This is a genomic window from Nocardia sp. NPDC041819, assembly GCF_055590505.1.
This window is the reverse complement of sequence record NZ_JBVJAP010000003.1, coordinates 446,444-467,180: the sequence shown is the minus strand read 5'-3', so window position 1 is coordinate 467,180 and position 20,737 is coordinate 446,444. Positions and strand designations below refer to the sequence as shown.

General features: G+C 68.8%; 22 protein-coding genes. 6 read left to right on the top strand and 16 right to left on the bottom strand.

From position 1 onward, the window contains the following. Positions 1-42 precede the first annotated feature (42 nt). The 3 genes from ACZ6DL_RS13860 to ACZ6DL_RS13850 all read right to left on the bottom strand — a co-directional run bounded on the left by ACZ6DL_RS13860 (position 43) and on the right by ACZ6DL_RS13850 (position 2,384). Positions 43-1,290, bottom strand: a complete 1,248-nt coding sequence (locus ACZ6DL_RS13860) for an MFS transporter (RefSeq protein ID WP_466051069.1) — start codon at positions 1,288-1,290, stop codon at positions 43-45. Then, a complete protein-coding gene (locus tag ACZ6DL_RS13855) occupies positions 1,290-1,745 on the bottom strand; it encodes a MarR family winged helix-turn-helix transcriptional regulator (RefSeq protein WP_393234360.1) in 456 nt (151 codons plus the stop codon). Before ACZ6DL_RS13855 ends, ACZ6DL_RS13860 begins: the two co-directional genes overlap by 1 nt. Before the next feature lie 174 nt (positions 1,746-1,919). Beyond that, a complete protein-coding gene (locus ACZ6DL_RS13850) occupies positions 1,920-2,384 on the bottom strand; it encodes a cupin domain-containing protein (RefSeq protein ID WP_466051067.1) in 465 nt (154 codons plus the stop codon). 77 nt (positions 2,385-2,461) lie between these two features. Here ACZ6DL_RS13850 and ACZ6DL_RS13845 point away from each other — a divergent pair, with 77 nt between their 5' ends. Continuing rightward, a complete protein-coding gene (locus ACZ6DL_RS13845) occupies positions 2,462-3,055 on the top strand; it encodes a TetR/AcrR family transcriptional regulator (protein ID WP_466051065.1) in 594 nt (197 codons plus the stop codon). 1 nt (position 3,056) lies between these two features. On the opposite strand, the gene ACZ6DL_RS13840 is transcribed toward ACZ6DL_RS13845, so the two are convergent. The 6 genes from ACZ6DL_RS13840 to ACZ6DL_RS13815 all read right to left on the bottom strand — a co-directional run bounded on the left by ACZ6DL_RS13840 (position 3,057) and on the right by ACZ6DL_RS13815 (position 10,569). Beyond that, the gene (locus ACZ6DL_RS13840) at positions 3,057-4,454 is read right to left on the bottom strand and encodes an FAD-binding oxidoreductase (RefSeq protein ID WP_466051063.1); all 1,398 of its coding nucleotides are present in this window, start codon (positions 4,452-4,454) and stop codon (positions 3,057-3,059) included. 213 nt (positions 4,455-4,667) lie between these two features. Continuing rightward, positions 4,668-5,723, bottom strand: coding sequence for an acyl-CoA dehydrogenase family protein (locus ACZ6DL_RS13835; protein ID WP_466051061.1), 1,056 nt, complete (start codon positions 5,721-5,723; stop codon positions 4,668-4,670). Between the two features lie 220 nt (positions 5,724-5,943). Further along, positions 5,944-6,972 (bottom strand): acyl-CoA dehydrogenase family protein, encoded by a 1,029-nt coding sequence (locus ACZ6DL_RS13830; protein ID WP_466051059.1) that lies wholly within the window; start codon positions 6,970-6,972, stop codon positions 5,944-5,946. Beyond that, a complete protein-coding gene (locus ACZ6DL_RS13825) occupies positions 6,969-8,111 on the bottom strand; it encodes an acyl-CoA dehydrogenase family protein (RefSeq protein ID WP_040864598.1) in 1,143 nt (380 codons plus the stop codon). The genes ACZ6DL_RS13830 and ACZ6DL_RS13825 overlap by 4 nt, the downstream gene beginning before the upstream one ends. Next, the gene (locus tag ACZ6DL_RS13820; RefSeq protein WP_051174824.1) at positions 8,111-9,016 is read right to left on the bottom strand and encodes an enoyl-CoA hydratase; all 906 of its coding nucleotides are present in this window, start codon (positions 9,014-9,016) and stop codon (positions 8,111-8,113) included. The genes ACZ6DL_RS13825 and ACZ6DL_RS13820 overlap by 1 nt, the downstream gene beginning before the upstream one ends. Continuing rightward, the gene (locus tag ACZ6DL_RS13815; RefSeq protein ID WP_466051057.1) at positions 9,016-10,569 is read right to left on the bottom strand and encodes a FadD3 family acyl-CoA ligase; all 1,554 of its coding nucleotides are present in this window, start codon (positions 10,567-10,569) and stop codon (positions 9,016-9,018) included. The genes ACZ6DL_RS13820 and ACZ6DL_RS13815 overlap by 1 nt, the downstream gene beginning before the upstream one ends. Before the next feature lie 75 nt (positions 10,570-10,644). Between ACZ6DL_RS13815 and ACZ6DL_RS13810 the strand changes: the two genes are divergently transcribed. From ACZ6DL_RS13810 to ACZ6DL_RS13790, 5 genes are all read left to right on the top strand, one after another. Continuing rightward, positions 10,645-11,862, top strand: a complete 1,218-nt coding sequence (locus ACZ6DL_RS13810; RefSeq protein WP_466051055.1) for an acyl-CoA dehydrogenase family protein — start codon at positions 10,645-10,647, stop codon at positions 11,860-11,862. Further along, on the top strand, positions 11,859-12,656 hold the full coding sequence (locus ACZ6DL_RS13805) for an SDR family oxidoreductase (RefSeq protein ID WP_466051053.1): 798 nt from the start codon (positions 11,859-11,861) through the stop codon (positions 12,654-12,656). The genes ACZ6DL_RS13810 and ACZ6DL_RS13805 overlap by 4 nt, the downstream gene beginning before the upstream one ends. Positions 12,657-12,855: 199 nt before the next feature. Continuing rightward, a complete protein-coding gene (locus ACZ6DL_RS13800) occupies positions 12,856-13,629 on the top strand; it encodes a hypothetical protein (protein WP_393234388.1) in 774 nt (257 codons plus the stop codon). A gap of 45 nt (positions 13,630-13,674) precedes the next feature. After that, positions 13,675-14,283 (top strand): TetR/AcrR family transcriptional regulator, encoded by a 609-nt coding sequence (locus ACZ6DL_RS13795; protein ID WP_040864602.1) that lies wholly within the window; start codon positions 13,675-13,677, stop codon positions 14,281-14,283. A gap of 10 nt (positions 14,284-14,293) precedes the next feature. Next, positions 14,294-15,487 (top strand): acetyl-CoA C-acetyltransferase, encoded by a 1,194-nt coding sequence (locus ACZ6DL_RS13790; RefSeq protein ID WP_466051050.1) that lies wholly within the window; start codon positions 14,294-14,296, stop codon positions 15,485-15,487. A gap of 122 nt (positions 15,488-15,609) precedes the next feature. On the opposite strand, the gene ACZ6DL_RS13785 is transcribed toward ACZ6DL_RS13790, so the two are convergent. The 7 genes from ACZ6DL_RS13785 to ACZ6DL_RS13755 all read right to left on the bottom strand — a co-directional run bounded on the left by ACZ6DL_RS13785 (position 15,610) and on the right by ACZ6DL_RS13755 (position 20,669). After that, complete coding sequence (locus ACZ6DL_RS13785; protein WP_466051049.1) at positions 15,610-16,101, bottom strand: hypothetical protein; 492 nt, start codon at positions 16,099-16,101, stop codon at positions 15,610-15,612. Positions 16,102-16,255: 154 nt separating this feature from the next. Continuing rightward, entirely contained in the window at positions 16,256-17,035 is a 780-nt protein-coding gene (locus tag ACZ6DL_RS13780) for an ESX secretion-associated protein EspG (RefSeq protein WP_466051047.1), read from the bottom strand. Further along, the gene (locus tag ACZ6DL_RS13775; protein ID WP_466051045.1) at positions 17,028-18,326 is read right to left on the bottom strand and encodes a hypothetical protein; all 1,299 of its coding nucleotides are present in this window, start codon (positions 18,324-18,326) and stop codon (positions 17,028-17,030) included. The genes ACZ6DL_RS13780 and ACZ6DL_RS13775 overlap by 8 nt, the downstream gene beginning before the upstream one ends. Further along, complete coding sequence (locus ACZ6DL_RS13770; protein ID WP_466051043.1) at positions 18,323-18,703, bottom strand: hypothetical protein; 381 nt, start codon at positions 18,701-18,703, stop codon at positions 18,323-18,325. Before ACZ6DL_RS13770 ends, ACZ6DL_RS13775 begins: the two co-directional genes overlap by 4 nt. A gap of 9 nt (positions 18,704-18,712) precedes the next feature. Further along, entirely contained in the window at positions 18,713-19,291 is a 579-nt protein-coding gene (locus ACZ6DL_RS13765) for a DUF3558 domain-containing protein (RefSeq protein WP_466051041.1), read from the bottom strand. Positions 19,292-19,657: 366 nt separating this feature from the next. Beyond that, entirely contained in the window at positions 19,658-20,008 is a 351-nt protein-coding gene (locus tag ACZ6DL_RS13760; RefSeq protein ID WP_466051039.1) for a DUF4254 domain-containing protein, read from the bottom strand. Between the two features lie 139 nt (positions 20,009-20,147). Beyond that, on the bottom strand, positions 20,148-20,669 hold the full coding sequence (locus tag ACZ6DL_RS13755) for a DNA-directed RNA polymerase subunit beta (RefSeq protein WP_466051037.1): 522 nt from the start codon (positions 20,667-20,669) through the stop codon (positions 20,148-20,150). Positions 20,670-20,737 lie beyond the last annotated feature (68 nt).

Below are 20,737 nucleotides of genomic sequence, written 5' to 3'. Positions count from 1 at the left end.
GGAAGCAGCCACGCTGGTGGCTGCCTCCGGCGGGGTATCGGGTCAGTCGTCGCCGACCGTGATGGCCTGGGCTTCCTCGACGCTGTGCGGTGCGGGATCGTGGTCGTCGAGGTGGGCCAAGGCGGTGCGCCCTGCCATCAGCACGACCACCGCGGCGGCGGTACATGCCGCGCCCACCCAGAACGGCAGTGCGATGCTGTGCTCGCCGAGCTTGCCCGCGAGGTAGGGCGCGGCGGCGCCGCCCGCGAAGCGGACGAAGCTGTAGGCCGCCGAAGCGGTGGACCGCTCGACCGGCGCCGAGATCATCACGGCCTCGGTGATCAGCGTGTTGTTCACGCCGAGGAACAGGCCCGCCAGCACGGTGCCGATGATCAGCACCGGCTTGTGCTCGGCGAAGACGGCCATCATCGCCAGATCCGCCGCGAACAGCCCCAGCGAGAATCCCATCATCGGCAGCGAACCGAACCGGCGCTGCAACCGGGGAGCCAGGAACACCGACGCGATCGCCAGCAGCACACCCCAGCCGCAGAAGATGAAGCCGATCGCGTAGGTGCCCATGTCCAGCGGGAACGGGGTGTAGGCGAGCAGCGTGAAGAAGCCGAAGTTGTACAGCAGGGCGGTGATGCTCACGATCAGCAGACCGCGGTGACGCAACGCGCGGAACGGCGCGGCGATCGAGGTGCGGTGGGCCGGCTCGGGGCCTTCCGGCAGCAGGACGACGATGCTGACCAGCGCGACGGCCATCAGCGCCGAGACACCGAAGAACGGTCCGCGCCAGCTGATTCCGCCGAGCACGCCGCCGACCAGGGGGCCGGTCGCGATGCCGATGCCCAGCGCCGCCTCGTACAGGATGATCGCGCGGGCCACGCCGCCGCTGGCCGCGCCGACGATGGTGGCCAGCGCGGTGGCGATGAACAGCGCGTTGCCCAGACCCCAGCCCGCGCGGAAGCCGACGATCTGCGCCACCGTGTCGGACATGCCGGCCAGCGCGGCGAACACGATGATGATCGCCAGGCCCGCCAGCAGCGTCTTCTTGGCGCCGAAGCGACTCGACACCACGCCGGTGATCAGCATGGCCACACCCGTGACCAGCATGTAGCTGGTGAACAGCAGCGACACCTGGGAAGGTGAGGCGTGCAGTTGTTCGCCGATCGGCTTGAGAATGGGATCGACCAGGCCGATGCCCATGAACGCGATCACGCTCGCGAACGCGACCGCCCAGACGGCTTTCGGTTGCTTGGTGTCGTCCGCGGCAGGCGTCGCGGCGCGGGTGGGAGCCAAAGTGCTCATCAATGTCCCCTCGAGATCGGATCGTGCTGTCGCGTAGCCGTTTTCAAGGCCTCCAGCAAGTCGTGTAATTCGGTGTCCAGCCGCGCCAGGCGTTCGGCGTCGAAGCCGGGAAGATGTCCGCCGATCGCGGCGGCGAATGCTCGGCGGAACTCGGCCAGACGGGCCCGCCCGGCCGGGGTGAGTTCGACGATCACGGCCCGGAAGTCCTCCGGGTCCTTGCGCCGGCTCGCGAAACCTTCCGCGACCAGCTTGCCGATCAGCGCCGTTGCCGCCGGCTGTGAACATCGGTCGATCCTGGCGAATTCGCTGACCCGCAGCGCTCCGTGTTCGTCGAGCACCGCCAGTGCCCGCAACATCGCGCGCGGCAGGTCGTCGCCGCTGATCACCCCGGCCAGCCGAGTGAGCCTGCCCGCGGTGACGAGAAGGTCGACGACGATGTCATCCGCTGCGTTCACCTGAGCTTGCTGCACAGGAAATATTATTACATAGGCTAACTATCTATTGGCGGTGAAGTCGGCCACATGATCCGAAGCGGGTGCCCCCGGTGCAGCGGCCTGCTCTATCGGGGGCTATCGCAAGTGAACCGCACTGTCGTCAAAGCTGTTGCCCGACAGGCGCGATCGACCGGATCAAGCCGTTTCCTCGTAGCGGATGTCGTATTTCGCCGCGATCGGATTGATCTTCACCGGGTCCAGCGCTCCGTCGGTCAGCACCGACGCACCGGCTTCGAAGAGGTCCTCTAGGTAGCACTCCCAGCCGCCGGGTGAGGAGATCTGAAGTACCCGTGGCGGTGGCTGTGACCCGCAGCGCAGGGCGTGGGGCACCCCGTGTGGCAGCAGGACGAACATGCCTCGGGTCGCGGAGAGCGTCCGATCGTCGAATTCGACGTCGAGTGTGCCTTCGAGTACGTAGATGCACTCGTCGGCGACGTGATGGGTATGCCGGGGGATGTCGCGCGCGAGGGTCACCTCCAGCAGGGAGAACCTGCCTTCGGTGTCGGCGGTGGTGGCTTTCACCGCGAAGGCGGGCGGCAACGGCACCCGGCCGGCTCGTGCCTCGCCTGGGTTCAGGACGCGGAAACGATTGTGGGACATGAACTGCTACCCTTCGATGACATGAAACGGAACAGGATTCCGCTTCCGATTGAAGGGTAAACATGGAGGGATCGCCGGTGTCAAGGCCACCATCGCCCCGTCCGCGGCGCGCGGACGCCGCGCTCAACCGCGCCCGCATCCTGACTACGGCTCGCGCGCTGTTCGCCGAGCGCGGCAGTGCGGTGCAACTGCCCGAGATCGCTCGCGCCGCCGGAGTCGGTATCGGGACCGTCTACCGTCATTTCCCCACCCAGACCGACCTCATCGAGGCAGCGGCCGCGCAGCGCTTCGCCGAGATCGAGGATTTCGCCCGCACCGAATGCCTGCGTGCCGAGCCGGGGGAAGGGCTCGCCCGCTACCTGCGCCACGTGGGCGAGGTGCTGACCGCCGATCGGGGCTTGTCGGCGGCCATCGAGGCGGCGCGGCAATCGGCGGGCAGCGCGCCGCGCGGCGAATCGCGCAGCAGGCTCGAGGAGGTGATCGGCGAGCTCGTCGAGCGGGATCGGGCGGCCGGGATGGTGCGCGAGGACTGCACGGTGACCGACGTCTACATGATCGTCGGCGCGATGTCCGCGACCATCGGCAGCGGTAGCGGTGATTGGCGGCGGCTCGTGGAGATCGTTCTGGACGGCCTGCGCCCCGGCGCGTCCGGTAGACGCTCGAACGAGTGAGTCAGCCGGGGGCGATGTTCGCGTTGCGGTGGAAGACGTTGCACGGGTCGTAGACGGCCTTGATGCGGGCCAGCTTCGCGTATTTGACGCTTCCGTAGGATTCGCGGACCCGGTCGCGGTCCGTGTCCGCCATGAAGTTCACATACCCGCCGCGGTTGGAAGCCATCGGGCGCAACGCTTCCCACGTGCGGCGCACCCAGTCCCGGTCGAGGGCCAGCGTCTCGGCGTCGGGAGCCATCGCGGTGATATTGCACCCGTAATGCGGGGTGCGCGCGCCGCCGAATGCCGTGTCGTCCTCACCGACGGTGCTGAACGCGCCGCTGAGCGGAAAGATCGGCATGAACGACAGCGGCGCGGTCTTCTCGGCGGCGTTCGCGGTCAGGACCGCGATCACGTCGTTCGAGAAATCGCCGAGGTCGAGTGCCTTCTCGTACCCGCGCAAGCCCCATGGCGCCGCGCCGTCGAGCATCCGTTGCAGCCCGGCGTACGGGACGGGGCCGAGGAATTCGAACAGCGGCGGCAGTGCTTCGCGGATCGGCGCCACCGCGGCGGTGTGCTCCTCGGCTGTGCCGAAACCCGCGACGATCAGGGCATGCCCCGCTCGGCCGTGGTATCGCTCCGGAACAAAAGGCGCCGGCGGCGCCGACATGGCCAGCGCTATCAACGCGCCCGACCGACGCGGCAGAGTGGGAATGAACTCCCGGATCAGGCGCAGCGCATCCGTCCCGTCCGGCATGTCCCAGAAGAACAGGCCGAGGTGCACTTCTGGCCCGACGTGATGCAGGCGGTATTCGAATTCGGTGACGACGCCGAAATTGCCGCCGCCCCCGCGCAATGCCCAGAACAAATCCGCGTTCTCGTTCTCGGACGCCCGCAGCACCTGGCCGTCGGCGAGAACCACCTGCGCCGAGACGAGGTTGTCGATGGCCAGTCCGGCCATGCGGGTCAGCCAGCCCATGCCGCCGCCGAGGGTGAGGCCGCCGACGCCGGTGTCGCTGACCACCCCGCCGGTCACCGCCAGCCCGTATGCCTGGGTCGCGGCGTCCAGATCCGCCATCGTCGCTCCACCGCCGACCCGGGCTCGCTCGGCCTGCGGATTCACCACGACGCCCTTCAGCGCGCTGAGGTTGATCATCAGGCCGCCCTCACCGACCGCGGTCCCGCTGTAGGAGTGGGCGCCGCCGCGAACGGATATCTCCAGCGCGCGCTCCCGGCCGAAGGCCAGCGCCGCGGCCACGTCACCGGGCGACACGCACTGGGCTATCACCGCGGGGTGCCGGTCGATGTCGGCGTTCCAGATGGCGCGAGCCCGGTCGTACCCGGTGTCGCCGGGGCCGAACACCGGCCCGTCCATCGTGGAACGTAGTACCTCGTGATCGGAATTCACTGTTCGCGTCATGGCATCCTCCCAGCTGGTGGGCCCCGACGACTTGTTGGGTGACGAGCCGGCAGTTCGACTCGTGACGGCACCGATCCCGACCTGCGGTGCCACTGGAAAACGCATCCCCGCCTATGCGCATGTGTCGCGTGTCACATCCTAGTTCATCGGCTCAGCCGCTGACAGCCACTCGGGACAGGGCGCGCCGTCGCCCCGGCGCGCCCCTGCCCCGGCTCAGGCCGGCTGCGCCACCGGACGGCGTGCGGCGCCGAACAGTTGCGCGTCCCCGTGGGCGCGCTTGAAGAACAGATGCGCGTCGTGTTCCCAGGTGATCGCGATGCCGCCGTGCAGCTGAACGGTCTCGGCCGCGATCGCGGTGAGCGCCTCCGAGCAGTGCACGCGGGCGGCCCAGACGTCTTCGGCGGCCGACAGGCTGTCCGCCGCCACCGCCGCGGTCGCCGCGATGGACGCGGAACGGGCCGATTCCAGCAGCACGTACATGTCCGCCATCCGGTGCTTGAGCGCCTGGAAGCTGCCGATCACCCGGCCGAACTGCACCCGGGACTTGGCGTAGTCCACCGTCATCTCGAGGCAGCGATCGGCGGCCCCGACCTGCTCGGCGGCCAGCGCCGCCCACGCGATGCGGCGCAGCCGGGCCACGGCCGCCGCCTGGTCGCCCGAGCCGAGCCGTCGGGCGCGCACGTCGGCGAAATCGACTTCGGCCAGCTTGCGGGTGGGGTCCATGGTGGGCGCGGATCGCCGGGTGACACCCGGTGCGGCGGGCTCGACCTCGAACAGGCCGGTCCGGGTGACAACGACGAGGGTGCCCGCCGACATCCCGTCGAGCACGTAGTGCGCGGTCCCGGTGAGGGCGTCGTCCGTCGCGCGCACGCCCGGTTCGTCCCAGCCGCGCTCGTCCGCCCAGCAGACCGCGATCGTGCGCGTGCCCTCAGCCGCCTCGGGCAGTAGCCGCGCGCAGGCTTCGGCGTCGCCCGACAGCAGCACGGCCTGCGCGCCGAGCACGGCCGATCCGAGCATCGGCACCCCGGCGAGCGTGCGGCCCAATTCGCCCACCACCAGCGAGGATTCGACCAAGCCCGCGCCGAAGCCGCCGAACTCCTCTGGGATCGCCAACGCGGCGACGCCGATCTGCTCGCACAGCAGCCGCCACAGGGCCGGGTCGTAGCCGAGTTCGGTGTCCATCGCGGCGCGCACCGCCGCCGACCCGGCGTGCTTGGTCAGCAGCGCCCGCACCGAGGCGAGGAATTCCTGGTGTTCGGCGGTGCTCATCGGTGTCCTTTCGCGCATGAGCGGGAGCGCTGTCTGGTGACGCTGCGCTGCCTCCTCCGGGCCTGACCGCTCATGCTGTGGTTGTTGGTCGCATGAGCGGGGCCCTGCGTGGTGACGCTGCGCTGCCTCCTCCGGGCCTGACCGCTCACGCTGTGGTTGTTGGTCGCATGAGCGGGGCCCTGCGTGGTGACGCTGCGCTGCCTCCTCCGGGCCTGACCGCTCATGCGATGCCTCGCGCGATGCGATCGGAGTCGGTGTCCTCCCGCAGCGCCCGCGCGATCCGGGCACGGTGCAGATCCGGTGTGCCCCAGGCCGAACGCAGTGCGGTCACCTTGGTCAGCCACAGGGAGAGGTCGTACTCGGCGGTGTAACCGATCGCGCCGTGCACTTGGAGGGCGGCGCGAGCCGCACGGTAGGCGGCATCGCCGCAGGCGATGACGGCGGCCGACACGTCCCGGCTCCGGGTGGTTCCGGCCATGGTCAGCGCGGCCCGGTGCAGCAGTGGCTCGGCCAAGTCCAGCGCGATCAGCACGTCCGCGAGCTTCTGCTTCACGGCCTGGAACTCGCCGATCGGCTTGCCGAACTGCTTGCGTTGCTTTGCGTATTCGGTCGACGCGTGCAGCAGCGCCTTTCCGGCGCCGAGCAGCTGAGCCGCGCAGGCCAGCGCGCCGGTGTCGAAGCCGGCGGCGGCGGCCGCGCGGACCTGATCGCCCCCGGCGACGGTCTCTGCCGCGGCGACCGTGAACAAGCGGCGGGCGGGATCGACCGATCGCACCAGGCCGGTGCGGTTCCCGGTGGACAGCTGATTCTCGCCGGCCAGCAGGACCACTTCGGCGGTGTCGGCGTCCAGGGCGACGCCGGGGCCGGGCGGCGCGAAGGCGACCGTGCCGAGCGCCGCGCCCTCGGCGAAGCCGGGCAACCACCGTGCCGCCAGATCCTGGCCCGGAAGCGCTTGCAGCAGGGCCGGAATCGCCGCGGCGGTCTCCACCAGCGGTCCGGGCACGGCCGCGCGCCCGAGTTCCTGGAAAGCCACGACCAGATCGATCGGCTCGGCGCCGATGCCGCCGTGCTGCTCGGCGACGGCCAGTCCGAGCACACCGGCATCGGCCAGCTGCCGGATCAGCGCGCGACCCGGGCCGCTGTCGCCCGATGCCCATGCGCGCACGGCGGCGGGCGCGCGGCCCGCTTCCAGCAGTTTGCGCAGGCTGGCGCCGAAATCGAGTTGTTCGGGGCTGAGCGCGAATCTCATCGGCTGCTTCCTCTCGGTAGTCCGAGCAGCCGCTCGGCGATGATGTTGCGCTGGATCTCGTTGGTGCCCGCGTAGATCGGGCCGGACAGCGCGAACAGGTATCCGTCGGTCCACGGCCCGGAACGTTCCGCGGACGCGCCGAGCACGTCGAGCGCGGTCTCGTGCATGGCGATGTCCAGCTCGGACCAGAAGACCTTCGTGATCGAGGATTCCGCGCCCAGCTTGCCGCCCTCGTCGAGGCGGGTGACCGTGCCGAAGGTGTGCAGCCGGTAGGCCTCGCTGCCGATCCAGGCGTCCACCACGGCGTCGCGTTGTGCGGTGTTGTCCTCGTCGCCCGCCTCGCGCCACAGATCGATCAGCCGCTGGGCGGTGGCGCTGAACCGGCCGGGGCTGCGCAGCGAGAGGCCGCGTTCGTTGCTGGAGGTGCTCATCGCCACCCGCCAGCCCTCGCCGGGTGCGCCGATCACGTCGCGGTCGGGCACGAACACGTCGTCGAGGAAGATCTCCGCGAAGCCGGGTTCGCCGTCCAGCTGCGGGATCGGGCGCACCGACACGCCGTCGGCGGTCAGCGGGAACATCACGTAGGTGAGTCCCTTGTGCCGCTCGGCCTCGGGATCGCTGCGGAACAGCCCGAACGCCCAGTCCGCGAAGGAGGCGCGCGAACTCCAGGTCTTCTGGCCGCTCAGCAGCCAGCCGCCGCTGGTGCGCCGGGCCGTCGAGCGGATACCGGCCAGATCGCTGCCTGCTTCCGGCTCCGACCAGGCCTGCGCCCAGATGTCGTCGCCGCGCGCCATCCGTGGCATGATCCGCTCCAGCTGTTCGGGCGTGCCGTGTTCGAACAGCGTCGGGGCCAGCAGGAATATGCCGTTCTGGCTGACCCGCCCCGGCGCGCCCGCCGCGTAGTACTCCTGCTCGAACAGCACCCATTCCAGCAGCGAGGCGTCGCGCCCGCCGAACTCCTCCGGCCAGGCGACCACCGAGAGCCGGGCGTCGGCGAGGGTGCGCTCCCAGGCGCGGTGCGCCTCGAATCCGGCCTTCGTGTCCATCGAGGCCAGCGGTTTCGCGGGTTTGTTCGCGGCGAGGAATTCACGGACCTCCCGCTGGAATTCCTGGGTCGCCTGGTCGAGATCCAGATCCACTACGTCGTTCCGTTCTGTTCTGCGGTACCCGCCGACGCCTTCATCGACTTGGCGTTCATGCCGCCGAGGGAGTCGGCGCCGACTTCGGCGTTGTGCGCGTGCGCGAAGTGGTGCAGCCCGAAGACCGAGTCCATGCCCGACCGCATGCCCATCAGGTCCTCGGCCTGGTTGACCGCCTTCTTCGTCAGCGCGAGACCGAACTGCGGCATGGTGGCGATCTTCTCGGCCAACGCCAGCGTCTCGGTCTCCAGTTCGGCGCGGGGCACCACCCGGTTGACCATGCCCCATTCCTTGGCCTGCGCGGCGCCGAACCGATCGCCGGTGAACAGGAATTCCTTGGCCGCGCGCGGACCCATCACCCACGGGTGCGCGAAGTACTCGACGCCCGGAATGCCCATGCGGACCACGGGATCGGAGAAGAACGCGTCGTCGGAGGCGATGATCAGATCGCACACCCAGGCCAGCATGAGCCCGCCCGCGATGCAGGCGCCCTGCACCATGGCGATGGTCGGCTTCGGAATCTCCCGCCAGCGCCTGCACATGCCGAGGTAGACCTCGAGTTCCCGGGCGAAGCGCTGATCGCCACCGGCCCGGTCCACGTGGTCCCACCACAGCGCCGCTTTGTTCTGGTACCGCACATGGTGATCGCGGCCCGGCGTGCCGATGTCGTGCCCGGCGCTGAAGTGTTTCCCGTTGCCCGCCAGCACGATCACGCCGACCTCGGGGTCCTCCACGGCGCGCTCGAAGGCGGCGTCGATGGCGTAGGTCATCACCGAGTTCTGCGCGTTGCGGTAGTCCGGCCGGTTCAGCGTGACGATCGCGACGCGACCGCGCCGCTCATAGGTGACGACTTCACCTTCGTCCGGGATCGCCGGACCCTCGTTCGGGGTTGCCGGTTCCGACATTACGACTTCTCCTCACGTAGTTGACGCTTGAGCACTTTCCCGGCGGCGCTGTAGGGCAGCTGGTCGCGGAATTCGACGACTCGCGGCACCTTGAAGTTGGCCAGCACGGTCGCCGCGTGGGCGCGCACCTGCTCCTCGGTGAGCGCTGAGCCGGGTTTGCGCACCACGTACGCCTTGCCCACCTCGCCCATCCTCGTGTCGGGCACGCCCACCACCGCCGACTCGGCCACGCCGTCCAGCCGTGCCAGCGCCTGTTCGACCTCGGCGGGATAGACGTTGAAGCCGCCGGAGATGTACATGTCCTTGAGCCGGTCGGTGATCTTCAGATACCCGCGCTCGTCGATCGTGCCGATGTCGCCGGTGTGCAGCCAGCCGTCGGCGTCGATCGTCTGCGCGGTGCTGTCCGGGTCGTCCAGGTAACCGAGCATCACGTTCGGCCCACGCAGCAGGACCTCGCCCGCCTCGCCGAGGCGCAGCTCGAATTCCGCGATCGGCCTGCCGCAGGTGTTCGCGATGGTCTCGGCGTCGTCATCGACCCGGCACATGGTGCCGAAGCCGGCGCTCTCGGACAGGCCGTAGGCGGTGATGACGACGTCGAAGGCCAGCTCCGAGCGCATCCGCTCGATCAGCACCACCGGCACCGTCGCCGCACCGGTGACGGCCACCCGCAGCGAGTTCAGATCGAATTCGGCGCGGCGCGGGAAATCCAGGATCGTCTGGTAGATCGTCGGCGGGCCGGGCAGCACGGTGACCCGCTCCGCGCCGATCAGCCGCATCGTCTCCGGCACGTCGAAGGTGGCCTGCGGAATGATCGTGGCCCCGGTGACCAAGCAGGCGAGAATGCCCGCCTTGTATCCGAAGTTGTGGAAGAACGGGTTCACCACTAGATACCGGTCGTCGCCGCGCAACGTGGCGCACTCGGCCCAGGCCCGCACCACCGACAGCGCCTGCCGGTGGGCGACCAGGGTGCCCTTGCTGCGGCCTGTGGTGCCGGAGGTGAACAGGATGTCGGAGATGTCGTCGGGACGCACCGACTCGGCGCGCTGCTCGGCTTCGGCTACCGGCACCGGCGCGGCGACGGTCGCGAGTTCCGACCAGTCCAGCGCGGCGATGTCGGTGTTCTCGGTGCCGGGCTCGACCGGGATCACCACCACGGTATCGATGGCCAGGTCGGGCGCGGTCGTGCGCAGTTCGGCGAGCCGGTCGCGGCCGAGGAACGGCCCCGCGATGAACAGCGCCTTCGCGTCCACTCGTCCGAGCACGTCGGCGGCCTCGTCGGCCACGTAGCGGGTGTTCAGCGGTACCAGTGCCGCTCCGGCGTAGTGCGCGGCCAGCGCGGCGACCACCCAGTGGTGCGTATTGGGCGCCCACATGGCCACGCGGTCGCCCACCCGCACGCCACGCGCGATCAGCGCCCGCGCCACTTCCTGGACCGCCTCGAACAATTGGGTCCAGTCCAGCCGGACCTCGCCGTCGGCGATCGCAGGGGCGTCGCCGAAGGTCCGAGCGGCGTGGTGCAGTGCCATCGGTGTCGTCTGTGCAGGGGTTGTCACGGTTGTCCTCACCGTCCGCGAGTCACTTATGCGAGTGCTCTACAAAGCAAGTGCTTGGTAGGTTATCCTACCGGCGTGGGTGCGATCCAGACCTCAGAATCCGACACCGCCGCTCCGGACAGGCGGTTTTCCGCTGCGCAGGACGAGCGATTCGCCGCCGAAGTGCGCGAGTGGCTGGAGGAGAACCTCAACGGGGCCTTCCGCGAGCTGCGCGGCCTCGGCGGCCCAGGCCGCGAACACGAGGCGTTCGACGAACGCCTCGCCTGGGACCGGCACCTGGCCGCGGCCGGGTGGACCTGCCTGGGCTGGCCGAAGCAGTACGGCGGCCGCGAGGCCACGGTGCGCCAGCAGGTGATCTTCCATGAGGAGTACGCCAAGGCGAACGCGCCCGCGCGGGTGTCGCACGTGGGCGAGGAACTGCTCGGCCCGACCCTGCTCGCGTTCGGCACCCAGGCGCAGAAGGACCGGTTCCTGCCGGGCATCCGCGATGTCAGCGAACTGTGGTGCCAGGGCTATTCGGAACCGGGCGCGGGCTCCGACCTGGCCGCGATCACCACCGCCGCGCACCTGGACGGCGACGAGTGGTCGATCAACGGGCAGAAGATCTGGACCTCGCTCGCGCACGTCGCGGACTGGTGCTTCGTCGTCGCCCGCACCGAGCGCGGGTCCGCCAGGCACAAGGGCCTGTCCTACCTGCTGGTCCCGATGAAGCAGCCGGGCATCGACGTGCGCCCGATCATCCAGCTGACCGGCACGTCGGAATTCAACGAAGTCTTCTTCGACAACGCCCGCACCCCGGCTGACCTGGTGGTCGGCGAGCCGGGCGACGGGTGGCGCATCGCCATGGGCACGCTCACCTTCGAGCGCGGCATCTCCACCTTGGGCCAGCAGATCCGGTTCGCCCGGGAGCTGGCCGACATCGAGGCATTGGCCCGCCGCACCGGCGCGGCCGACGACCCGCTGATCGCCGACCGGATCGATCGGGCCTGGGTCGGGCTGCGAGTCCTGCGCGCGCATGCCATGCGCACGATGGAAGGCGCTGGCGTGGACGACGGCGCGGGCCAGGCCTCGGTGGCGAAACTGCTCTGGGCCAATTGGCATCGCGGCCTCGGCGAGCTGGCGATGGCCGTGCTCGGCGCCCGCGGCTTGGTGGCGGGCGAGAACGATCTCAACGAATGGCAGCGGCTGTATCTGTTCACCCGCGCCGACACCATCTACGGAGGTTCGAACGAAGTGCAGCGCAACATCATCGCCGAGCGCGTGCTCGGCCTACCCCGCGAGGCGCGCCCGTGACCGGCCCGCTGTCGGTCGCCCCCGCGCCCGTCCCCGGGCACGGCCTGCTGACCGGGCGCGCCGCCGTGATCACCGCGGCCGCGGGCACCGGTATCGGCTCGGCCACCGCGCGCAGACTGCTGGCCGAGGGCGCGGACGTGGTGGTCTCCGACTGGCACGAGCGGCGTCTGACCGAGACCGCGACCGAGCTGGCCGGCGAGTTCCCGGACCGGCGGGTCGCCTCGATCCCGTGCGACGTGCAGAGCACCGAAGAGGTGAACGCGCTGGTCCGCGGTGCCGCCGAAGCGCTCGGCCGGATCGACGTCATGGTCAACAACGCCGGGCTCGGCGGGGAGACGCCCGTGGTCGACATGACCGACGAGCAGTGGGACCGAGTCCTCGACATCACCCTCAACGGCACCTTCCGCTGCACCCGTGCCGCGCTCGGCTACTTCCGCGACGCGGGCCACGGCGGCGTCATCGTGAACAACGCCAGCGTGCTGGGCTGGCGCGCGCAGCACGGTCAGGCGCACTACGCCGCGGCGAAGGCGGGCGTCATGGCGTTGACCCGATGCAGCGCGGTCGAGGCCGCCGAACTGGGCGTGCGGATCAACGCGGTGGCCCCGAGCATCGCCAGGCACGCTTTCCTGGACAAGGTCAGCTCCACCGAGCTGCTCGACCACCTGTCGGAGCGGGAGGCGTTCGGCCGCGCGGCCGAGCCGTGGGAGGTCGCCGCGACGATCGCCATGCTGGCCAGCGACTACACCACCTACCTGACCGGCGAGGTGGTCTCGATCAGCAGTCAACGCGCCTGAGCCGCAGCGATTCCCGGGCTCGTCCGCGCCGCGCCGGGCGGACGAGCCCGCCCGGCGACCATCGAGCAGCCGGTTGCCCGCCGTCGCGGGCGAGTCCTCGCGCGCCGTATTGCGATCGCCTTCTCGCATCGTGCACGCCACCCGAAATGAGCGGCTGATCAGGTAGAAAAGGGCAAGCCGCGAGGGGGCGGGGTGTGCCATGCTGGATGAGATCGGATCCGCGCTCGACAAGGGGGCGATGGCTATGGGCCTGGATCGCCCACCTGCCCGCGAACAACTGGAACTCGATGTGGTGCGCGAAGTCGTGCTGGCCAGGCGACGGCTCGACAGCCTCGTCCTCTCGGCGCTCACCCTCGGCGCCGAACTCATCGAGCACACTTCCGCGAGGGCCGTCGCCACGGCCGCGATGCGCATTCTCGCGCAGCACGCCGTCGACGAGGGGGAGGTCGCCCGCGACCCGCGCCGCGCGCTGCGCGCCGATCTGGCGCGCGATCGCGAGCGTGCCCGGCGCATCGGCCTCAGCGCCGACGGTACCGAGACCGAGCAGGAGCGGCGCAGGCAGCGCCAGACCGCCCTGCTGTGCGAGGTGCGCTCGGATCTGCTCGCGGTGGTCGCGAAATGCCGGAAATTCCGCTTCGACCAGGTGACTTTCGCCGACGAGATCGCCCAGGGCCTGTGCGCGGCCACCGACAAGCTGGTGGTCGAGGCCGATATGGACGCCTACCACGCCTGGCAGCGCGGCATGGTGCTCAAGCTGAGCGAGGAACCCGTGCGCGGCGGCCCGCCACGGGTGATGGCCACGGTGGACGCCGGTCCGGATCGCGGTCAGCTCACCGTGGAATGGGACAGTTGCGAACGCCGTCTCGCGCTCGTGGCGCGCATGGCGCGGGCGGGCGTCTCGCCCGTGATCATCTGCGATCGCCTGCTGGCCGATCTGTCGGTCTCCTCGCCGCTGCGCTACTCGGAGCGCTGAACAGGACCTCTCGACCAAGCAAATGCTTGGTTGTATGATGGCCGTGTGCCCGCAACAGACGCCTCTAAATCAGCTCGGCGCAGTGAGTTGCTCGCCTTGGCGGCCGAATTGTTCGCCGAGCGGGGATTGCGCGCCACCACGGTGCGCGACATCGCCGACGCGGCCGGAATCCTCTCGGGGAGTCTCTATCACCACTTCGATTCCAAGGAGTCGATGGTGGACGAGATCCTGCGCGGGTTCCTCGACGAGCTGTTCGGCCGCTATCGCGAGATCGTCGCGTCCGGCCTGAGCGCGCGAGACACCTTGGAAGCCTTGGTGCTCGCCTCCTACGAGTCGTTCGACCGCTGGCACGCCGCGGTGGCGATCTACCAGACCGAGGCGAAGCGACTGCGCGACTCGGAGCGGTTCACCTACATCGCCGACTACAACCGCGAATTCCGCGAGCTGTGGCACCGAGTGCTCACCAACGGCGTGCGGGACGGCGCCTTCCGGCCGGAACTCGACGTCGAACTGGCCTACCGCTTCCTGCGTGACACGGTCTGGGTCGCGGTGCGGTGGTACCGGCCGGGTGGGCCGATCACCGTCGAGAACCTAGCAAAGCAGTACCTGACCATCGTGCTCGACGGACTCACCGTCCCCGAGCGCACCACGTAGGAGTCCTTACATGTCAGCACCTTCCGCGTCCCGTCGTCCGTATGCCCCGCTGCGGGACGCCTACGTGATCGATGCGGTACGCACCCCCGTCGGCAAGCGCGGCGGCGCGTTGGCGAGCGTGCATCCGGCCGATCTGGGTGCGGCCGCTCTGCGCGGCCTGCTGGACCGCACCCCGATCGACCCGGGCGTCGTGGACGACGTGATCGTCGGTTGCGTCGACAATGTCGGCCCGCAGGCGGGCAACATCGGCCGCACCATGTGGTTGGCCGCCGGATATCCCGAAGAGGTTCCCGGCGTCACCGTGGACCGGCAGTGCGGATCCAGCCAGCAGGCCATCAATTTCGGCGCGCAGGCCATCATGAGCGGTACCGCCGAGGTGATCGTCGCGGGCGGCGTGCAGAACATGAGCGCGATCCCGATCTCCGCGGCCATGCTGGCTGGCAAGGAGTACGGTTTCGACACCCCGTTCGTCGGCGCCCAAGGCTGGGACCACCGCTACGGCACCGGTGAGGTGACGCAGTTCCGCGCCGCCCAGCTGATCGCCGAGAAGTGGGGCATCACCAGGGAAGAGATGGAGCGCTGGGCGCTGCGCAGCCACGAGCGGGCCCGCGACGCGATCAAGAACGGCCGCTTCGACAACGAGATCGTGCCGGTCGGCGACTTCTGGATCGACCAGGGTCCGCGCGAGACCAGCCTGGAGAAGATGGCTTCGCTGCCGCCCCTGGCCGAGGGCAGCCCGCTCACCGCCGCGGTGGCCAGCCAGATCTCCGACGGCGCCAGCGCCACCCTGCTCGCTTCGGAGTGGGCGGTGCAGGAGTACGGCTTGACCCCGCGAGCGCGCATCCACCATGTGAGCGCGCGCGGCGCTGACCCGATCTTCATGCTCACCGCACCGATTCCGGCGACCAAGTGGGCGCTGGAGAAGACCGGCCTCACCATCGACGACATCGACGTGATCGAGATCAACGAGGCGTTCGCGCCGGTGGTGCTGTCCTGGCTGAAGGAGACCGGCGCGGACCCCGAGAAGGTGAACGTCAACGGTGGCGCCATCGCGCTGGGCCACCCGCTCGGTGCGACCGGTGCGAAACTGTTCGCCACGCTGCTCAACGAACTCGAACGGATCGAGGGCCGCTACGGCCTGCTCACCATCTGCGAGGGCGGCGGCACCGCCAACGCGACGATCATCGAGCGCCTGCCCCGCTGACCGGCACCGAGCGGCACGTCGGCGAATTCGCGTCGCCCCGACGTGCCGCTCGGCCTGCGCATCGTGGGGGCCTCAGTCGGATGGCACCTCGTGATCCGACTGTCCTTCTGACGAAACGTCGTTCATGACGCGCTGCTCGTAGAACCGTTGGCGGATTCGCTGTCTCCGTCCGTGCGAGCGTCCGGTTTCGCGGACGAGTCGGTCTGTTCGTCGTTGCGGGTGTCGGGTCTTGTGGACGGGTCGGTCTCGGCGTCGCGGGCGGTGGGTGCTGTTGATGAGTCGGTCTGTTCGTCGCTGCGCGCGTCGGGTTCTGCGGACGACTCCGGCTCGTTCTCGCCGAGGGCGGTCGGCTTGCCCTCGCTGCCCTTACCCTTGCCTTTTCCCTTGCCCTTACCCTCGGACTTGCCTTTTCCTTTGCCCTTTCCCTTGCCTTCGGCTTGGTCGGCGTCACTCGTGTCGGAGGGTTGACCCTGGTGTTCGTCCTGCGCCAGGAACGTGACCGGATCGCCGCCGATCGTCTCGCTCGTCGCGGGCTGCGCGACGAGACCTATCGTCAACGTGCCCGCGGCGACCGCCGCTGCCGTCACGACGGCCCGAACGGTTGTCTTTCCCACTACCAAACCTCCCTGGTGATCGGTTTCGTCGGTGGAACGGCGCGAAGTTAGCACCGGGAACGAGCCGCGCTTTCCGGGCTCGCCGCGCCCGAATGCCCTCGTGACGAGGCCGACATCCCGCTGTGACGTAGTCCCGGGATGCCCGGATGGCCCGCTATCGCTGCGACCGCAGGTATTCGTCGTGTTCGCGATCTTCGCGGTAGTAACGCTGGGTCAGAGCGGTGAGCCGGTTGATCTCGGCCGCCATCGCGGAAGGCTCCAGCGGTTTGGCGACGATGGGGTCGCCGGTCTTGACGTAGTAGCGGCCGTCCGCGTAATCCATCCACCAGAAGCCGCGTCCGAAGCTCGGGCGCGCATCGATGGCCGGACCCGCGAGCACCGTGATCTCACCGAGGCCGAGGCGTTCGCGTTTGAAGATTCGGTCCAGTTGTGCGACGACGCCGACCTCATACGGCTTGCGCACCGGCCGATCCCGGTCGGCGCTCACTTCTTCCCGCCGCGCTTCGATCGGCGGATGGGTGCCCGCAGGCATCTTGGGCAGCGCGGCGACAGCTTTCGCGGCCACTCGTTGCGCGGCGCACAAACTCACGATCACGTCACCGCCGGCGTCCGGCGCGGTACCGGGAAGCTGGACCAGGGTGGCGCCGATCTGCCCGCGTACCGCCCCGTGGAAACGGAAGACGATCGACATGTCCGGGCCGCCCATCCCTTTGCACTCGACACGCGCCTCCGGTTCCAGCAACACGTCGAGCGCCTGTTCCAGTTCGACGGCGTATCGCCCGAGTAGCGCGTCCACCGCTGCCTCGCGCTGACGCTTCAGGTCGGCGAAATCCATCTCTTCCGGCCGGTATTGCAGCGGGTAGGGCAGGCGGTCACGACCATAGGCCGCCCAGAGGATTTCGAATTCCTGCCCCGTGAAGCGCCAGTCAGCCATTCGGGTTGTCTCCGATGACCGGAGGGACGGACTTCGGCAAGGCGTCCAGACCGATGAGTTCCTCGCCGTTGTGCTGGTTGATCAGGTAGTCCTTGACGCCGGAGGTCTCCCGCTCGTCGTCCTTGCCGCGAGCCCCCATTCCGGGGGCCATGCCGGTCGTGCCGGCCGCGCCGGATCGAGCCGCCTGGCTGCCGGTTGCCGTGGCGGCCGGAAGGGCGTTCGGCTGCTGCGGACCGGCGGGAACGTTGCGGCCCGGCACCGGCGTGGCGGTGGAATTCGGCGTACCGGTACTGCTCGGGCTGCCGGATCGCCGGGGAGCGCTCGGGCTCGTGGCATCGGGTCGACCCGGTGTGGCGGTAGTGATATTCGGGCTCGGTGTGGTGGTGCTGCTCGGCGTCGTCGACGGGGTCGTCGAGGTGATGGGTTGCACGCTGGCCGGCTGGTCCACCCCCGCCGGGGTGACCGACTGGGGCGTGGTGGCTGCGGGGTCGGTCCCGGGTGATTCCTGCGGGTCACCGCCGGACGGTTCGGTGGATTCCGGCTCCGCGCCTGCGGGATCGGCCGAGTCGGAAGTCTCTTGTGGCGCGGCGGAATTCGAGGTACCAGGTGACGACGGACCTGGCTGCCCGCTATCCGCCACGATCCGCGGGGCGGTCGGCAGGACGGGTACGCCGTGGTCGGTTTGAGTGGCGACCTGCCCGTACACCGTGCGAAGGATCCGCCGCGCTTCCTGCGTGGCCTCCTCCTCGGTGTAATCACCCGCCTTCATGACGCCGTCCTGCGGCAACGTCTTACCCATCAGGTCCGGGCGTTCGGTGGCCTGCGGCATCAGCGCCTGCGTCTGCTCGAGACCGGTATGCATCTCCGACAGCTTGAAACTCACCAGACAAGCGGCATCGGCCAGGTTCCCCGACTGATTGCGGTAGTTCGTGACCGCCTCGGCCGCCGCCTTGCCGGATTGCCCCGTCCAGCCCGGATTCGTGCCGTCACCGGTCACAGTGCGGCCGAACTGCTCGTTGAACGCCTGAATCGCACCGGTCAGGTTCATCCCGATGTTCAGCCACGCCTCGGACGCCTCCCGCACCGTCCCCGGCCGCATCGCGTTCACGGCATCGACCATCTGCGCCAACGTCATACTGTCGTAGTTGTCCGGCCCGGGAATCCGCGGCGGCTCGTATTCCCCCTGAAACGACGTGCCCAACCGACCGGTGAAGTCGTAGATCGTGTCGCGCTCGCGATTCCACTGCTCCTGCGCGGCGATGATCCGGCTCCGGTACTCGTCGTAGGTCATGGTTGGACATCCAGACCGGTGAGCTGGTCGGCCCTGGACTGATCCAGCTCCACGAAGTTCGCAATAGCCTTGGCCACAACCTCTTTCGCGATCTTCACGGCGTCGATGTGCTGCATGAGGACGGCGTCCAGGGATTGCTCGGAACCAGCAGCCTTACCGGTGAACTTCTCCTGTAGAGCCTGTCCTGAGGGAAAGGGACCGAACCCGTCGATGATCTTGACCCTGTCCGCCATTTGCAAGATAGCGTCCAGCCGGTCCAAGTAGTCGTCGCAGATCTTGTCCAGTCCCTTGCCGATCTCGGGATGCAGCGATACCTCACCGGAGTTCGCCAGTTCGAGAACCCTCCGCCAGTCCATTGGGTCGACGCCGACAGACACGTCCCCTCCTTAGTTCCTCGGCAGATACTGCGCCAGCTCGGAGGCATGGCGACGGACCTCTACGCACGGATCGCCTTGCTTGCCAATGGAGTAGCGGGTGACAACCCGGAACAACACGGTGCCTTGTGCCACCTCGACCGCGATGCTGCACTTGAGCTGCTTGCTGTCGCCTACGTCGAGGAACTCGACGGCATTACGGGTTCTTACCGACTGCGGTGTGAAGGATTCGAAATCACGACGTTTTTGGACGTCCTGCAGAGTGGGCGTACCTGAGAAGACCGTCAAGTCGTACCAACGAGAGTTGGCTCGCCACCCGCATACCTTCCATCCGGTGAAGTCAACGCCGGCCGCGTCCTTGTTCTTGCTGGCAGGATCCAGTCCGGCAGCCGATATCGCTGAATCCGATAGGTTGCACGGGTTCCAAAGTGCGGCATCGGGATCGGTTGACCTCGTAGAGGCGGAGGTCGACGTGGCCGCCACCGATGTGGAAGGCGGAGTGTCCCCGCTGCTGTCCTCACATCCGGCCAGCGCCACCACCGCACCCATCGCGAGCGCGGCACCACGCAGAAACTTCCCCCAGCTCGTCATCGGTTCCTCACCGCCGGTGCCGTAACGCAGCGACGGGGGCCGGACCGGCTTATCCGCCCCCTGCAAGCTGGGATCGACGCTACTGGCCGGTCCTCACGGGTGCAACCAGGTCGGTGCTGATTCACGCCATCGCGATTGTGAAGTTGTGCAATACACCTCACCAGCCACGATCGGGTGCAAGGGTGAGCGCCTCACGCCCTCAGTGCTGTCTACGGCTCAGCCGGGCGACTGGCCTTCTTCGGCCCGGGCATCGCAGCAGGCGGCATCAGCTCCAACTTGCGCGACAGGCGAGCTACCGATACGACTCCGCGTGAGTTCGGTGGTTTGTGTCCAGCCTCCCGCTGACCCGCTGGCAGCCGTACCGCGCTACGGCCCGCCCGGCAGGCGGCGTTGACCCGTCCCCACTTCGTCCTTCAAGTCCTCGTAGCCGACCGCCAATTCCGCCAAACGTTCCCACGCTTCGCCGAGGACCCAATTCGAGCTGCTTGCCAACGCCGCGTAGGCGAGTGCGGTGTACTCGGCGAGGCGGTCTACCACCGAGCCGACCGTCTCGGTGTGGACGCGGGCCGCGCCGAGAGATGGTCGTAGCTGGGCAGTGACCCAGCGGTCGATGTCGCGGACCAGGCGGGCGCGGCATTGATCGATCGACTCGGCCTGCGCCAGTCCGGCGGAGAGGCGGCTTTCGTGCAGGGCGGTGAGGTCTCGAGCCGCGGTCAAGAGGGGATGGTCGTCTCGAGCGTCGCCGCGACAGGCGGCCAACAGGCGGTGTTTGGGGGGTAAAGGTTCCGGTGTCATCGCGCGCCGCCGGGGGAGGGCTGGTCCATCTGCGGATGGGCGATATGGCGAAGCGGGAAGGTCACGCGCTCAGACCCTTTCCGGATTCGCCGTTCGCCACCGTGTGCCGGTTTCGCGGGTGTCGAGTGGACGCTCCGAGTGCCAGGTGCCGGATCGCCGCCAAGACCAACTGGCCGGACGGGCGGTACGCGGAGCGCGGAGGTTCGATCCAATGGCGGAACAAGGCGCATCGGTCGGTGGGGGAGGGGAGCGCGATCTCACCGCCCGCGCGCACTATGGAGACGTCGAGGCGGAACATCTCCGCGAACAGGCTGTCGTCGTTCGGCAGGTCGGGACGCACCAAGTAACTCCACCGTTGTGAACGCGGGTGGGACATGATGGGGCCGATATCGTGCCCACGGCGCTGAAGGTCGATCTTCACGAGTTTCCCCAGGTGGGCGGGCATCATCAGCGCCCAGACGATTCCGGCCCGAATCACGATGCGGCCCAACTCGGGTGGGTCGACGATCGCGGGCAGGCCGCACACCTGCCGGTAATACCGGCAGCGGGACACAGGCGTGTCCCCGAACTCCGATTGGTTCATTTCCAGACCTCTGCGCGAGTCGGTGAGCTAGGGTGCGCCCAGCCCTGGAAGTCGGCAGAACCCAGGGG